Source organism: Streptomyces sp. NPDC051020 (genome assembly GCF_040683105.1).
In the GTDB taxonomy this organism is placed as follows: Bacteria; Actinomycetota; Actinomycetes; order Streptomycetales; family Streptomycetaceae; genus Streptomyces.
Genome location: NZ_JBFBCG010000056.1, coordinates 26652 through 39972 on the forward strand (window position 1 = coordinate 26652; position 13321 = coordinate 39972).

The 13321-nt window shown below is 70.1% G+C and carries 13 protein-coding genes; 9 read left to right on the forward strand and 4 right to left on the reverse strand.

The window, feature by feature from the left end:
• Nucleotides 1-207 precede the first annotated feature (207 nt).
• The gene (locus tag AB0N06_RS26720; RefSeq protein ID WP_366137207.1) at nt 208-822 is read left to right on the forward strand and encodes a TetR/AcrR family transcriptional regulator; all 615 of its coding nucleotides are present in this window, start codon (nt 208-210) and stop codon (nt 820-822) included.
• A gap of 53 nt (nt 823-875) precedes the next feature.
• On the opposite strand, the gene AB0N06_RS26725 is transcribed toward AB0N06_RS26720, so the two are convergent.
• From AB0N06_RS26725 to AB0N06_RS26740, 4 genes are all read right to left on the reverse strand, one after another.
• Nucleotides 876-1145 (reverse strand): PqqD family protein, encoded by a 270-nt coding sequence (locus tag AB0N06_RS26725; RefSeq protein WP_366137208.1) that lies wholly within the window; start codon nt 1143-1145, stop codon nt 876-878.
• Nucleotides 1146-1486: 341 nt separating this feature from the next.
• The gene (locus AB0N06_RS26730) at nt 1487-2251 is read right to left on the reverse strand and encodes an alpha/beta fold hydrolase (RefSeq protein WP_366137209.1); all 765 of its coding nucleotides are present in this window, start codon (nt 2249-2251) and stop codon (nt 1487-1489) included.
• Between the two features lie 75 nt (nt 2252-2326).
• Nucleotides 2327-2557 (reverse strand): acyl-CoA carboxylase epsilon subunit, encoded by a 231-nt coding sequence (locus AB0N06_RS26735; RefSeq protein ID WP_366137210.1) that lies wholly within the window; start codon nt 2555-2557, stop codon nt 2327-2329.
• 63 nt (nt 2558-2620) lie between these two features.
• Nucleotides 2621-4231 (reverse strand): acyl-CoA carboxylase subunit beta, encoded by a 1611-nt coding sequence (locus tag AB0N06_RS26740; protein ID WP_366137211.1) that lies wholly within the window; start codon nt 4229-4231, stop codon nt 2621-2623.
• A gap of 485 nt (nt 4232-4716) precedes the next feature.
• On the opposite strand from AB0N06_RS26740, the gene AB0N06_RS26745 reads away from it, so the two are divergent.
• The 8 genes from AB0N06_RS26745 to AB0N06_RS26780 all read left to right on the forward strand — a co-directional run bounded on the left by AB0N06_RS26745 (nt 4717) and on the right by AB0N06_RS26780 (nt 13240).
• Nucleotides 4717-5583 (forward strand): ACP S-malonyltransferase, encoded by an 867-nt coding sequence (locus tag AB0N06_RS26745; RefSeq protein ID WP_366137224.1) that lies wholly within the window; start codon nt 4717-4719, stop codon nt 5581-5583.
• A 118-nt stretch (nt 5584-5701) separates the two neighbouring features.
• Nucleotides 5702-6565: a sugar phosphate isomerase/epimerase gene (locus tag AB0N06_RS26750; RefSeq protein WP_366137212.1), complete on the forward strand. Its 864-nt coding sequence runs from the start codon at nt 5702-5704 to the stop codon at nt 6563-6565.
• Between the two features lie 46 nt (nt 6566-6611).
• The gene (locus AB0N06_RS26755; protein ID WP_366137213.1) at nt 6612-7841 is read left to right on the forward strand and encodes a cytochrome P450; all 1230 of its coding nucleotides are present in this window, start codon (nt 6612-6614) and stop codon (nt 7839-7841) included.
• Nucleotides 7842-7854: 13 nt separating this feature from the next.
• A complete protein-coding gene (locus AB0N06_RS26760) occupies nt 7855-8049 on the forward strand; it encodes a ferredoxin (protein WP_366137214.1) in 195 nt (64 codons plus the stop codon).
• 517 nt (nt 8050-8566) lie between these two features.
• Nucleotides 8567-10102: an AMP-binding protein gene (locus tag AB0N06_RS26765; RefSeq protein ID WP_366137215.1), complete on the forward strand. Its 1536-nt coding sequence runs from the start codon at nt 8567-8569 to the stop codon at nt 10100-10102.
• Nucleotides 10099-11361 (forward strand): type III PLP-dependent enzyme, encoded by a 1263-nt coding sequence (locus tag AB0N06_RS26770; protein ID WP_366137216.1) that lies wholly within the window; start codon nt 10099-10101, stop codon nt 11359-11361. The genes AB0N06_RS26765 and AB0N06_RS26770 overlap by 4 nt, the downstream gene beginning before the upstream one ends.
• Nucleotides 11358-11858 (forward strand): cobalamin-dependent protein, encoded by a 501-nt coding sequence (locus tag AB0N06_RS26775; protein WP_366137217.1) that lies wholly within the window; start codon nt 11358-11360, stop codon nt 11856-11858. The genes AB0N06_RS26770 and AB0N06_RS26775 overlap by 4 nt, the downstream gene beginning before the upstream one ends.
• The gene (locus AB0N06_RS26780; protein WP_366137218.1) at nt 11855-13240 is read left to right on the forward strand and encodes a methylaspartate mutase; all 1386 of its coding nucleotides are present in this window, start codon (nt 11855-11857) and stop codon (nt 13238-13240) included. The genes AB0N06_RS26775 and AB0N06_RS26780 overlap by 4 nt, the downstream gene beginning before the upstream one ends.
• Nucleotides 13241-13321: the final 81 nt, after the last annotated feature.

Sequence of the window (13321 nt, forward strand, 5' to 3'; positions counted from 1 at the left end):
GTGTGCCGTACATGGAACCCCTGTGCGTACGTCACACGCGATGAGTGTGGCGCACGCACGCCCCAACCTCTAGTGGCCACAAGTTGCACACTTGCCAAGACGGGAGAACGTTCGGTGGATACGGGGCAACGGTTGTCGGGCCTCGGGGAGTTCGGCCGGTCCGGAGCCTTTAAGATGCCCAGACGGTTTCAAGGCGAGGGTGGTGCTGTGGGTCACCGAGAAGATCTTCTGGAGGGCGCGAAGCGCTGCCTGCTGGAGAAGGGGTTCGCCCGGACGAGCGCACGGGACATCGTGGCCGCGTCCGGCACCAACCTGGCATCCATCGGTTACCACTACGGTTCCAAGGATGCCCTGCTGGTCCAGGCGTACGTCCAGGCGATGCAGGAGTGGGGCGACGAGTTCGAGCCGGGCACCGCGGTCGGCGTCGACCTGGAGTCCGCCTCCTCGACGATCGAGCGCTTCGAGATGGTGTGGAACCGCATCGTCGAACTCTTCCCCGCGCGCAAGCCCCTGTGGGCGCTGAGCGTGGAGGTCGCGGGCCATGCGGAGAATCTGCCCCAGATGCGCGAGGGCCTCTCCAAGGCGCAGCCGTTCGGCTGGTCCGCGCTGGTGGCGCTCTTCCACGGCGTGGACGAGAGCGAGGTCGATGAGCAGATGGCGGTCACCCTCGGCCGGTTCTACGCCGCGTTGCTCAACGGGGTGATGTTGCTCTGGCTGTTCTCGCCGGAGACCGCACCCTCCGGACGCGACCTGGCCGAGGCGATGCGGGCCATCCTGGTGCTCCACCAGGGCGACACCACCGGCTCGGGTCCGGCCGCCTGAACGCGGTCGTTCAGGGCCGGGGTGTGCGGAGCGGGCCTGCCCCGGCCGTCCGGTCAGGGTTCGTCGCGCACGAGGCCGGCGTCCCGCAACTCGCTCACCCAGATGTCCATGTCGGTACGGGTGTTCTTCGGATCGGTGCTCCACAGCTCGGCCAGCATCTCGGCCGCTGGGCCGAGTTGCCCCTCGTGCTGACGCAAGGCGATCCACATGGCGGCGGCGACGGGGCTGCACCGGTAGCTGGTGCCGTCCGCCGCGGTGAGGAATTCCAGGCACCCGTCCTCGGTGACGCGCGAGGTGACGCCGTGTTCTGGTCGTACCGGCATTCTGGCCTCCGTTGTCGATAGCCGGTGGGTGACGGCCAACCATGAGGAGGAGGCGTGACCGTGTACGCGGGATGGGGCGGGACGACTGTCCGTCTGGCGCCTTGCGGGCGCCGACAGGGACTGCCTCGCACGTCGACTCGAGAGGGCAAGCCGCCCTACGCCGTAACAGACGTTAGTCTAGTACGGTCGTCTAAATTCTGGTGGGGATAACGGAACTCGTCCCGGTTGTATCGTCCCGCGCCATGAAGCACGGATGCCCCGGAGGGACTCCGGGGCATCCGTGCTTGGGGCGGGGTCTCACACCGGGCGCCGACCGGAGGGGCCTGTCGCCCGGTACCGGCTCAGGAGCCCACGGTGGCCACGCCCATGCGTCCGCGGATCAGGTCGAGGACCGCCGGCACGTGCGCGTCGAGGAAGAAGTGGCCGCCGGGGAACACCTTCAGCTCGAAGGGCCCCGTGGTGTGCTCGCGCCAGGACCCGGCCTCCTCGACGGTCACCTGCGGATCGTCGTCACCGACGAGCGCCACCACCTCCGAGCCGAGCGGCGGGCCCGGCCGGAACCGGTAGGTCTCCGCGGCCTTGTAGTCGCTGCGGATCGCGGGAAGGATCATGCGCAGGATCTCGGGATCGCCCAGCACTGCCGAATCCGTCCCGCTCAGCCGGGTGATGTCGTCGATAAGGCGATCATCGTCCGCCAGGTGCACGGTCTCTTCGCGCACCCGTGACGGCGCCCGGCGCCCGGAGACGAAGAGCGTGAGCGGCGATGTCCCCGCCGCCTCCAGCCTGCGGGCCACCTCGAAGGCGACCGTGGCCCCCATGCTGTGGCCGAAGAAGGTCAGCGGAACGTCCACCCAGGTCCGCAACTCCTCGACGATGAGACCGGCCAGCTCTTCGATGTCCTCGACACAGGGTTCGGTCCTGCGGTCCTGGCGGCCCGGGTACTGGATGGCGAGGACGTCCGTCGCCGGGGACAGCGCGCGCGCCACCGGGAAGTAGTAGGTGGCCGAACCGCCCGCGTGCGGGAAGCAGACCAGGCGGCCGCGCGCGTGCGGCGCTGGGTGGAAGCGCCGGATCCAGGATCCGGTCTCCCGGGAGTCATCCGTCATCAGTGCTCTACATCCTTCTGTCGGTGGGGAGTTGTTCCAGGCCCGGTACGCATCCGGTGACCCCGGGAAGCGGCTTCATCGCGCCGCCCAGCTTCCGGGCGGCCGGTAGGGGAGCGGCGCACGCCACCGGGGCGCGCAACCCGGCCCGTCCGGCTCGCGCGCCGGAGCGCGGCGAAGGCTCAGCAGTGCGGCGGTCACCGCGGCGATCTCCTCGGCGGACGGCGTACCGCCCAGGAAGCGCAGCACCGGCCCGGTACGGTCCGGACTCGCGGATGCGGTCGCCGGGGCGTCGGGGGGAGCGGTCATCGGCTTCGTCACTCCTACCAGGTGGTGATCAGGGGGCGCATGCCCGCTGAAGGACCAGGAATCTCAGGTCGGGTAATTGCCGTGCTTGCGCGCCGGGATCGGGGCGTCCTTGGTCCGCAGCATCGCCAGCGAACGCACCAGCACCGCACGCGTCTCGGCCGGATCGATCACATCGTCGACCAGGCCGCGCTCGGCCGCGTAGTACGGATGCATCAACTCCTGCTGGTACTCCTTGATCCGCTGCTCCCGCGCCACCTCCGGATCGGGCGCGGCAGCGATCTCCCGCCGGAAGACGATGTTCGCCGCGCCTTCCGCGCCCATCACGGCGATCTCGTTGCTCGGCCAGGCGAAGGACAGGTCGGCCCCGATGGAACGCGAGTCCATCACGATGTACGCACCGCCGTACGCCTTGCGCAGGATGACCTGGATACGGGGAACGGTCGCGTCGCAGTACGCGTAGAGCAGTTTGGCGCCGTGCCGGATGATGCCCTGGTGCTCCTGGTCGGTGCCCGGCAGGAAGCCCGGCACGTCGACGAGCGTGACCAGCGGGATGCTGAACGCGTCGCAGGTCTGCACGAACCGCGCAGCCTTTTCCGACGCGTGGATGTCCAGCACCCCGGCCTGCGAGGCGGGCTGGTTCGCCACGATGCCGACCGTGTGACCGTCCAGCCGGGCCAGCGCGCAGATGATGTTGGTGGCCCACTGCGCGTGGACCTCGAAGAAGTCCTCGTCGTCGACGATCTCCCGGATCACCGCGCGCATGTCGTACGACTGGTTGGCGTGGTGCGGCACCAGGCTCAGCAGGCTCTCGCACCGCCGGTCGGCAGGATCGCCGCTCGGTGCCTCGGGCGGCAGCTCGCGGTTGTTGGAGGGCAGCAGCGACAGCAGGTGCTTGACCTCCTCCAGGCACTCGGCCTCGTCGTCGTACACGAAGCCGGCCGCGCCGGAGACCGTCGCGTGCACCTGCGCCCCGCCGAGCTGTTCATGCGTCACCCGCTCGTTGGTGACGGCCTGCACCACGTCGGGCCCGGTGATGTACATCTGCGAGATGTCGCGCACCATGAAGACGAAGTCGGTGAGCGCCGGCGAGTAGGTGGCGCCGCCCGCGCACGGTCCGAGAATCACGCTGATCTGGGGGATCACACCGGACGCCCGCACATTGCGGCGGAAGATCCCGCCGTACCCGGCGAGCGCCGTCACCCCCTCCTGGATCCGCGCCCCGGCGCCGTCGCTCAGCCCCACCAGCGGCGCCCCGGCCGCGATCGCCAGGTCCATCACCTTGTGGATCTTCTGCGCGTGCGCCTCGCCCAGCGAGCCGCCGAAGACCCGGAAGTCATGGGCGTACGCGAACACCGTGCGGCCGTCCACCTGGCCCCACCCGGTGATCACACCGTCCCCGCTGGGCCGCCGGTGCTCCAGGCCGAAGCCCGTGGACCGGTGCCGCCGCAGCTGCTCCACCTCCTGGAAGGTGCCCGGGTCGAAGAGCAGCTCCAGCCGCTCCGGCGCGGTCAACTTGCCCCGGGCGTGCTGCTGTTCGGTCGAGCGCGGCCCCATCCCCTGGCGTGCCGCGCTCTTCAGCTCCGCCGTTTGAGTCACCAGCGAGCGCAGATCCGGCCGAGGCGCCGTGGAACGGTCGCTCCGGCCGTCCGACGGGGCGTCCTGCATCACTGTCATGGTTCCACCCATCCAAGGCTCGACGGTGCGCGGCGGCTTCTTCCGCCGGCGCCGGAATCCGGGTAACCGTCCCTCATTGAAGACCCGGCGCCGCTGCCATGGACTCCCCTAAGTTGCCCGCCACCCCCCTACGCGTGCGCCTCCCGCCGCTGAGCCCGCTCACCGACCCGGGCCGCGCGAACCCGCGACCCTTAGGGGCTCTACGGGGGACCACCGAGCGGAAGCGAAGTCCCTTTACACCGCATCGGCCGCAGGGCGCCGTGCCCCCCAAGCGCCACGCCCGTCAACGGAATTGGAACCCGCAACCTTAGGGGTTTTGGCAGCGGCGGGCAGACCTCAGCCTGGGTCCCGACCGGTTCGGAGGCTGACCGCTCCGGGCCGCCGTGCTGAAGGGCAGGAACACCATGAGAGACGACTTCCGCGCCGGTGGTGCGCTGGTCTTCCCCGGCATGAGTCCCACCCGCTTCCAGGACTCGGCCAAGTTCATGCTGATCAATCCGGTGGCGCGCCGACTGGTCGCCGAGGCCGACGACGCGCTCGGCTACTCGCTCGTCGACCGCTACCGGCAGACCGAGGGCGACTACAGCGAATACGCGCAGGTCGCGTTCCTCGTCAACTGCCTGGCCCTCGCCACCTGGGCGAACGACCGGTTCGACCCGGAACCCACTCTCTGCGTCGGCCCCAGCTTCGGCGGAAAGACCGCGGCGGCCCACACCGGCGTCCTCGGCTTCGCCGACGCGGTGCGCCTCACCGCCGGCTGGGCCAGACTCCTGGAGTCTTGGTTCGCCGCCAACCACCACGACGTCGTCACCCACTCCTTCACCCGTATCCCGCGCCCCGAACTGGACCGGGTGCTCGCCGAACTCGACGAGCGCGGTGAGTGGTACGAGATCTCCTGCCACGTCGACGAGGACTTCTACATGGTGTCGCTGCGCGCGACCGTGCTGGAGTGGCTCGGCAAGCGGCTGCGGTCCGTCGGAGGCCTGCCCTTGTACACGATGCGCCCGCCCATGCACGCGAGCGTCTTCGGCCCGCTGCGCGAGCGGGCCGAGCAGGAACTGTTCGCCCCGCTCACCTTCCACGACCCCCGGATCCCGGTCGTCGCCGACCAGGACGGCGCCCTGCTGACCACCGGCGACCAGGTCCGCACCATGCTGCTGGACGGCTTCGTCCGCCCGGTGCGCTGGCCCGCCGTCGTCGACGCCCTGCGCCGCCACGGCATCGGCAAGCTGTACGTCGCCGGCTCGGACAGCCTCTTCGGCCGGGTTCCCGTCACGACCAGGAACTTCGACGTGGTCGCCGTGGACCCGAGGACGGCGCTGCGGCCTGTCCGCCGGAGCCTGGCCGCCTGAGCGCGGTCCGATCGCCCCGACCCGACGCACCACCGGTGGGACGCGCCCAGGCCGGCGCCGCGTCCCGGCCCACACCGGCACCAGGACCGGCCGCGGAATTCCGAACGAGAGGTACACCATGACCCTTCTGACCAGGTCGGACCTGGGATTCGCCTATTTGCAGCTGACCGGGTCGGCCTGGCAGGAGCCGGTGCGGTACACCCTGGAGGAGCGGCTGGCGGCGCTGGCCGAGAACAACTGCGTCTCCATGGGCATGAGCGTCGAGGAGCTGGAGACGTTCCTGTCCGACAACTCTGAGGACAAGCTGCGCGGCCTGCTCTCCGAGTACGGGGTACGGCTGCAAGAGCTGGAGGTCCTCTTCGGCTGGAACGCCGGCCCGGAGGAGGGCGGCCCCGGCCTGGAGTCGGAAACCCACTTCTTCGATCTGGCCGTGGCAGCCGGTATCCCCGCGGTCAAGTCCTGTGCCGTCTACCCGCCCGGGGTCGAGGTGCCTCCCACCGAGGTCCTCACCGAGCGCTTCGGCGCGCTGTGCGACCGCGCCGCCGCGCGCGGACTGAACGTCTCCCTCGAAGCCATGGCCGTGATGCCCGGATTCACCTACCAGGTGGCCTCCGACATCATCGTCGCCGCCGACCGCCCCAACGCCGGTCTGCTCATCGACATGTGGCACCTCTTCCGCGACCCGACGGGCATCGGCTCGATCGAGCAGCTCACCGGCGCCCAGATCGCCAGCGTGGAGTTCGCGGACGCCCCGAGCACCCCGTCCGCCGACGTCATGAATGAGGTGCTCAGCGGCCGTCTGCTGCCGGGCGAGGGTGACTTCGACATCACCGGATTGCTGCACACGCTGGATGCCAAGGGCGTCGACCTCACCCCCTCGGTGGAGGTCCTCTCCGCCGACCTGCGTGCCCTGCCGCTCAGCGAGAACATCGCCCGTACCGCCGCCGCCGTCCGCGCCTCCCTCGAAAAGGCCCGCGGCTGAGCGTCCCGCCGCCTCGTACCGCCCAGAGACCTCTGGAGAAGAAACCATGTCCGATCTCGTCGACGCCTGCCCCCACGCCCAGCCCCGCCCCTTCCCCCTGGAGCGCACCGGCTGCCCCCTGGACCCCGCACCGGAGTACGCGGTCCTGCGGGAGACCGAGCCCGTCTCCCGGGTCAAGCTCAAGTTCAACGGCCGTGAGGCGTGGCTCCTCACCCGCTACGAGGACGTCCGGCAGATGCTGGGCGACCCCCGGTTCAGTTCCAACATGGCCGACCCCGGCTACCCGCTCCAGTTCGCCTTCCCCATGGAGCTGCTCGGCAAGGTCAAGCCCGCCCTGCTGCACATGGACCCGCCGGAGCACACCACGCACCGCATGATGCTGATGCCGGAGCTCAGCGTGAAGCGCGTCGAGGCGATGCGGCCGCGCACCCAGGAGATCGTCGACGAGTGCATCGACAACATGCTGGCCCAGGGCGGCCCGGTCGACCTGGTCTCCATGCTGTCGATGCCCGTGCCGTCCATCGGCATGTGCGAGCTGGTGGGTGTCCCGCACGAGTCGCGTGACCTGTTCCACCGCTGGGTCACCCTCCTGGTTACCCAGGGCAGTGCCGAGGAGCACGCCTCGGCCAACGCCGAGGTCGAGACGCTGCTCTACAAGCTCATCGCCGAACGCCAGAAGAACCCCGGCGACGACCTGATCAGCAGCCTGCTGGAGCGCAACGCGGACAAGAACGAGCTGGAGCCCGCCGACATCAGCGCCCTGGTCCGGGCCATGATCGCGGCCGGTCACGAGAGCACCGTCAACGGCATCACCATCGGCGCGCTCGTCCTCCTCCAGCACCCCGAGCAGGCCGACTGGCTCCGCGAGCACCCCGAGCTGTCGGGCCAGGCCGTCGACGAGCTGTCGCGCTACTCCAGCATCTCCGACCACGGCACCGTCCGGGTCGCACTGGAGGACGTCGAGATCGGCGGCCAGCTGATCCGCAAGGGCGAGGGAGTCATCTGCTCGCTCTCCGCGTCCAACCACGACCCGGCGGTCTTCAAGGACCCCAACACCCTGGACCTGAGCCGCCGCGAGGCACGCCACAACGTCGCCTTCGGTTTCGGACGCCATCAGTGCGCGGGCCAGATGCTCGTACGCATGCAGCTTCAGGTCGTCTTCACGACCCTGCTGCGCCGCATCCCCGGACTGCGTCTCGACGCGGCCCTGGACGAACTGCCCTTCAAGGCCAACGCCCTCATCGACGGCGTCCACGAGCTGCCGGTGACCTGGTAAAGGAGTTTTCCCCATGCGTGTGATCGTCGACAAAGAGCGCTGTGTCGCCGCCGGTTCCTGTGTGATCACCTCTCCCGCCGTGTTCGACCAGAACGACGAGGACGGCAAGGTGGTGCTGCTGATCGAGACCCCGGACGAGAAGCTGCGCGACGAAGTCCTGGAGTCCGTCAACGTCTGCCCGGTCGCGGCACTGAGCGTCGCCGACTAGGGCGTGTTCCGAAAGTCCTGCCGGGCGGCGTCTGGCACGCACGCTTGCTGCGTTGTCGGGCTCGCCCCGATACACCCAGTATCGGGGCGGCCCTCCGCCTTGCGATCGCACGCACCAGACACCGCCCGGCCCGCCCTACGGGCGGACAACGCCTGCCGTGGCAGGCAACGTTCGCCCCGTCGCGACGCCCGGCACACCCCCAAGATCTTCGAGCAGGGGGGACCCCCAGAGCACGCACCGAACGCCGCTCCTTGACGGCAAACGTTTCCTGCTAGGCAGCGGGGCGCCGCCCCCGACAGCCGGGGCACGGGACCCACCCCCTCCGGGCCCGTGCCCCGGCTCCGCCGGACCTCCCCCTCATTCCCGAAGAGCCCGAAGAGCCCGAAGAGCCCGAAGAGCCCGAAGAGCCCGAAGAGCCCGAAGGGCCTGAACAACCCGAAGAGCCCGAAGAGCTTGCCCCCGTCGTGTGAGGACACCGGCCCGCTCGCCACCCACACCCGAAAGCGACGTTGGAACCGTGGAGAATCAGAACACCACTTACGCGCCGACGGCGCACGGGAACGGCGCGACGGTCCATTCCCTGCTCGACGACGCGACCGCCGACACCCCGGACGGGCAGTGCCTGCACGACTCCGCCGGCGAGGTGACCTACCGGCGGATGGCCGAGCTCAGCCACGGCTTCGCCGCCTGGCTCACCGAGCAGGGCGCTGCCCGCGGCGACCGGCTCGTCGTCCAACTCCCCAGCAGGCGCGAGCTGGTGGCCATGGTCTACGGGGCCTCCCGCCTCGGCGTGATCCTGGTGCCGCTCAACCCCGCGATGAAGGAGTACCACCTCCGATCCGTCATCGAGGACGCCGAACCCTCCCTGGTCATCGGCGACGGCCCCACCACCGAGATACTCGGCCGGGCCACCGACCTGACCGTGCACGACCTCGCGGCGATCTGGCCCCACGTCGAGGAGGCAGCCGGGCGCCCCGCGTCGCCGCCCGCCGACATCAGCGCCGACGACATCGCGTTCCTCGTCTACACCTCCGGCAGCACCGCCGCCCCCAAGGCCGTCGTGTGCCCGCACGCACAGGTCGTCTTCGCCTCCCGCGCCATCCAGGAGGTGTTGGCCTACCGCCTGGACGACGTCGTCTTCTGCCGCTTCCCGATCTCCTGGGACTACGGCCTCTACAAGGTGCTGCTCGCCTGCCTGGGTCGCTCCCAACTGGTCCTGGACGGCGGTGAGTCCGACCTCGTCCTGCTGCGGCGGATGCGCGAGACCGGCGCCACCGTGGTGCCCATCGTCCCCTCACTGGCCACGATGATCGGCACCCTCGCCCGGCGCGACACCCAGGACCCGTCCCCGGTAAGGATGTTCACCAACACCGGCGCCGCCCTGCCCGCCCACGCGGTCACCGCGCTGCGCGAGGCGTTCCCCGGCGCGCGGGTGGTCCGCCAGTTCGGGCAGACCGAGTGCAAGCGCGTCACCATCATGCCGCCCGAGCAGGAGCACGAGCGCCCCCACTCGGTGGGCCTGCCGCTGCCCGGTACCACCGTCCTGATCCTCGACGCCGAGGGCCGCTCCCTCCCGGCCGGCGAGACCGGCGAGATCGTCGCCGTGGGACCGCACGTCATGCCCGGCTACTGGCGCCGCCCCGAACTGAGCGCGCGCACCTTCCGCCGCGACCCCGCCACCGGGGCGCTCCGGCTCCATACGGGCGACTACGGCCGACTCGACGAGGACGGCTACCTCTACTTCGAGGGCCGCCGCGACGACATGTTCAAGCGCAAGGGCATCCGGATGAGCACGGTCGAGGTCGAGGCCGCCGCCATGGACATCCCCGGTGTGCGCACCGCCACCGCGTTGCCGCCAACCGACACCCGCGACCTGGTCATCTTCGCCGAGACCGAACTTGCCCCGCACACCGTCCTGAAGGAACTGGCCGAGCGCCTGGAGTCGGCCAAGGTGCCCGCCCTGTGCCGGGTCCTGGACGAACTGCCGCTGAGCCTGCACGGGAAGAACGCCCGGCAGGTCCTGACCGAGATGATCGACGGGGAAGAGCGATGAGCCGCTACCAGGCACTGGCCGAACGCTTCGGCACACCGCTGTACGTCTACGACCTCGACGAGATCGACGCGGCCCGGCAGCAGCTGTTCGACGCGCTGCCCGAGGAGTTCACCCTCTTCTACGCTCTCAAGGCCAACCCCCACCCCGGCCTCGTCCGGGCCCTGCGGGAGGGCGAGGGCCGCCACTGCCGGCCCGAGATCAGCTCCACCGGCGAGCTGGAGTCCGCCCTCGCCGCGGGCTTCGACGGCGCGGACTGCCTCTACACCGGCCCCGGCAAGACCGCGGGCGAGCTGGACGAGGCGATCCGCCTGGGCGTCCGCCTCTTTTCCACCGATTCCGTCTCCGACGTCCGCCATGTCGCCGACGCCGCCTTGGCGAACGGTGTGAGCGCCGACTGCCTGCTGCGCGTCAACAGCGCCACGGCCAGCGCCACCAGCAGCATCCGCATGACCGGCACTCCCTCGCAGTTCGGCTTCGACAGCGAGACGCTGGTCGACGTCCTGCCCGAACTGCGGACGGTGGACGGTGTCCGTATCGCCGGGATGCACTTCTTCCCGCTGAGCAACGCCAAGGACGAGGACAGCCTGGTCGGCGAGTTCCAGCACACCATCGAGCTGGCCGCCCGCCTCCAGCACGAGCTGGACCTTCCCTTGCGCTTCCTCGACATCGGCGGCGGTTTCACCGTGCCGTATGCCGTGCCCGGCAGCCGGGGCGCGTACCCCAAGCTGCGCGGAGAACTCGCGGCCGCACTGGACACCCACTTCCCGCAGTGGCGCACCGACGGCCCCGAGATCGCCTGCGAGTCGGGCCGCTACCTCGTCGGAGCGAGCGGCACACTGGTCGCCTCCGTCAGCAACGTCAAGGTCAGCCGGGGCCGCAAGTTCGTCATCCTCGACGCGGGCATCAACACCTTCGGCGGTATGTCCGGCCTCGGCCGGCTGCTGCCGGTCGCCGTCGGAACCGAATCGGGGGAGTGCGTCGAATCAGCCAGCCTGGTGGGCCCCTTGTGCACACCCGGCGACATCCTGGGCCGCGAGATCGACCTGCCCGCGCTCGCGCCCGGCGACCTGGTGACGATCCCCAACGCCGGAGCGTACGGGCCGACCGCCAGCCTGCTGATGTTCCTGGGACGCCCGGCCCCAACCGAGGTCGTCGTCCGGGGCGACACGGTGCTGTCCGTCTCCCGGATCGAGCACAGCCGCAGCTACGCGGCCGTGGACGAACCGTCCGCCCGCACCGTTACGGGAGCAGCCGAATGAGCGCCGACCTCAGCCATCGCACCACGGGCGCCGTGAGCCCGGTCGACGGCCGGCGTGGCACCGTGGTCGTCGCGACCGTGGCCTCCGATTCACACACCTGGAACCTCGTCTTCCTCCAGCTGCTCATCGAGGAACTGGGCTACGAGGTGATCAACCTGGGCCCGTGCGTGCCGGACCAGGTCCTCGTCGACGCCTGCCGGGAGACCGCGCCCGACCTGGTGGTGATCAGCAGCGTCAACGGCCACGGCCACCAGGACGGCCTGCGCGTCATCGACGCCCTGCGCGCCTGCGGTGAACTCGCCGCGACCCCGGTGGTCATCGGCGGTAAGCTGGGCGTCGCCGGGCAGCAGAGCGACGCGGCGATCGGCGAGCTGATCACCGCCGGGTTCGACGCCGTCTTCGACGACGCGTCGACCGCCACAAGGGAGTTCAGCCGGTTCGTCGGCACGCTGCCCACAGCCATGCGCTCCCTGGAGCGCACCGAGGTCGTGGCGTGAGACCGGGCGCGCGCCCGCTGCGGCGGACGGCCGAGGGGGCGCGCCCGGTGGACTTCGGAGCCTTCGTACGGGCCAGACGCCGGTCAGGGGAGCTGGTGGTGCAGCCCCGCATGGGTTTCAGCGACCCCGGCATGATGCGCGCCGGGCTGGCCGCCACTCGCGCCGCGAACGCCGCGACGGTCGGCACCCTGACCCTTGACAGTTACACCCGGGTTGGTGAACTCGCCTCCGTGGAGGACGCGTTGCGCGCCGGGGCCGACCTCAACGGCTACCCCATCGTCAGCTACGACTCGGCCGTGACCGGGCAGGTCCTGGCCGGCATCAGAGACGAGACGTTCCCGGTCCAGGTCCGCCACGGATCGGCCGTCCCCGGAGACATCTTCACCGCGCTGCGCAGGACGCTGATCAACGCCACCGAGGGCGGCCCCGTCTCCTACTGCCTCCCCTACGGTCGTACTCCGTTGAACGAGTCCGTACGGAACTGGGTGCGCTGCACCGAGGATTTCGCCCTGCTGCGGGAATCGGGTATGGAACCGCATCTGGAGACATTCGGTGGCTGCATGCTCGGTCAATTGTGCCCACCGAGCCAGCTGGTGGCGATCAGTGTCCTCGAAGCGCTTTTCTTCTGCCAGCACGGAATACGCAGCGTGTCGCTCAGCTATGCCCAGCAGACCCACCCGGAGCAGGACCGGGAAGCGGTCGCGGCGCTGCGGCGGCTGTGTGACGAATTGCTTCCCACGCCCAACTGGCACGTGGTCATCTACGCCTACATGGGCGTCTACCCGACCACGGAGAAAGGCGCCTATCTGCTGCTCGACCAGGCGACCCGCCTCGCGGTGGACTCCGGCTCGGAGCGGCTCATCGTGAAGACGGTGGCGGAGTCCCGCCGGATCCCGACCGTCGCGGAGAACGTCGCCGCGCTGGAGTCGGCGGCCCGGACCGCCCGCACTGCCCCACCCGCCGGCGCGGCCCCTACCGAAGCCGACTCGCAGACGTACCTGGAGGCCAGAGCGCTGGTCGAGGGCGTACTCGAACTGGCCCCGGACATCGGACGCGCACTCGAACTCGCCTTCAAACAGGGCGCCCTGGACATCCCCTACTGTCTCCACCCGGACAACCACGGCCGAGCCCGCAGTTACATCGACGGCGACGGAAGGCTGCGCTGGGCCGGCATCGGGCGGCTGCCCCTGGGCGGGCTCGTGGGCCGGGCCCTTGCCCGGGAGGTCACCTCGACGGGGCTGCTCGCCGATCTCTCCTACGTACAAAGGGCGTTCGACCAGCGGGCGATGGAATCCGGCAAGGACCGGGACCGCGACGGCGCGGGCATCGCCCCGGCCGGATACCGGCCCCTTCCGTCCGGCGGACAGCAGAAGAGGCCTTAGGGGGGCGCTAGGGGCTGTGCGCGGCCTTTCGCCTTCATAGCGTGACCCGCAAGTGGTGCGGTTCCTTGGTGATTTCCGTCC

What these genes read in the sequence shown, in the direction of transcription:
- AB0N06_RS26735 (WP_366137210.1), bottom strand. Translation starts at nt 2,557, where the DNA reads ATGACCGCTCCCCCCGACGCCCCGGCGACCGCATCCGCGAGTCCGGAC.
- AB0N06_RS26740 (WP_366137211.1), bottom strand. Translation starts at nt 4,231, where the DNA reads ATGACAGTGATGCAGGACGCCCCGTCGGACGGCCGGAGCGACCGTTCC.
- AB0N06_RS26725 (WP_366137208.1), bottom strand. Translation starts at nt 1,145, where the DNA reads ATGCCGGTACGACCAGAACACGGCGTCACCTCGCGCGTCACCGAGGAC.
- AB0N06_RS26775 (WP_366137217.1), top strand. Translation starts at nt 11,358, where the DNA reads ATGAGCGCCGACCTCAGCCATCGCACCACGGGCGCCGTGAGCCCGGTC.
- AB0N06_RS26770 (WP_366137216.1), top strand. Translation starts at nt 10,099, where the DNA reads ATGAGCCGCTACCAGGCACTGGCCGAACGCTTCGGCACACCGCTGTAC.
- AB0N06_RS26755 (WP_366137213.1), top strand. Translation starts at nt 6,612, where the DNA reads ATGTCCGATCTCGTCGACGCCTGCCCCCACGCCCAGCCCCGCCCCTTC.
- AB0N06_RS26730 (WP_366137209.1), bottom strand. Translation starts at nt 2,251, where the DNA reads ATGACGGATGACTCCCGGGAGACCGGATCCTGGATCCGGCGCTTCCAC.
- AB0N06_RS26760 (WP_366137214.1), top strand. Translation starts at nt 7,855, where the DNA reads ATGCGTGTGATCGTCGACAAAGAGCGCTGTGTCGCCGCCGGTTCCTGT.
- AB0N06_RS26750 (WP_366137212.1), top strand. Translation starts at nt 5,702, where the DNA reads ATGACCCTTCTGACCAGGTCGGACCTGGGATTCGCCTATTTGCAGCTG.
- AB0N06_RS26745 (WP_366137224.1), top strand. Translation starts at nt 4,717, where the DNA reads ATGCTGATCAATCCGGTGGCGCGCCGACTGGTCGCCGAGGCCGACGAC.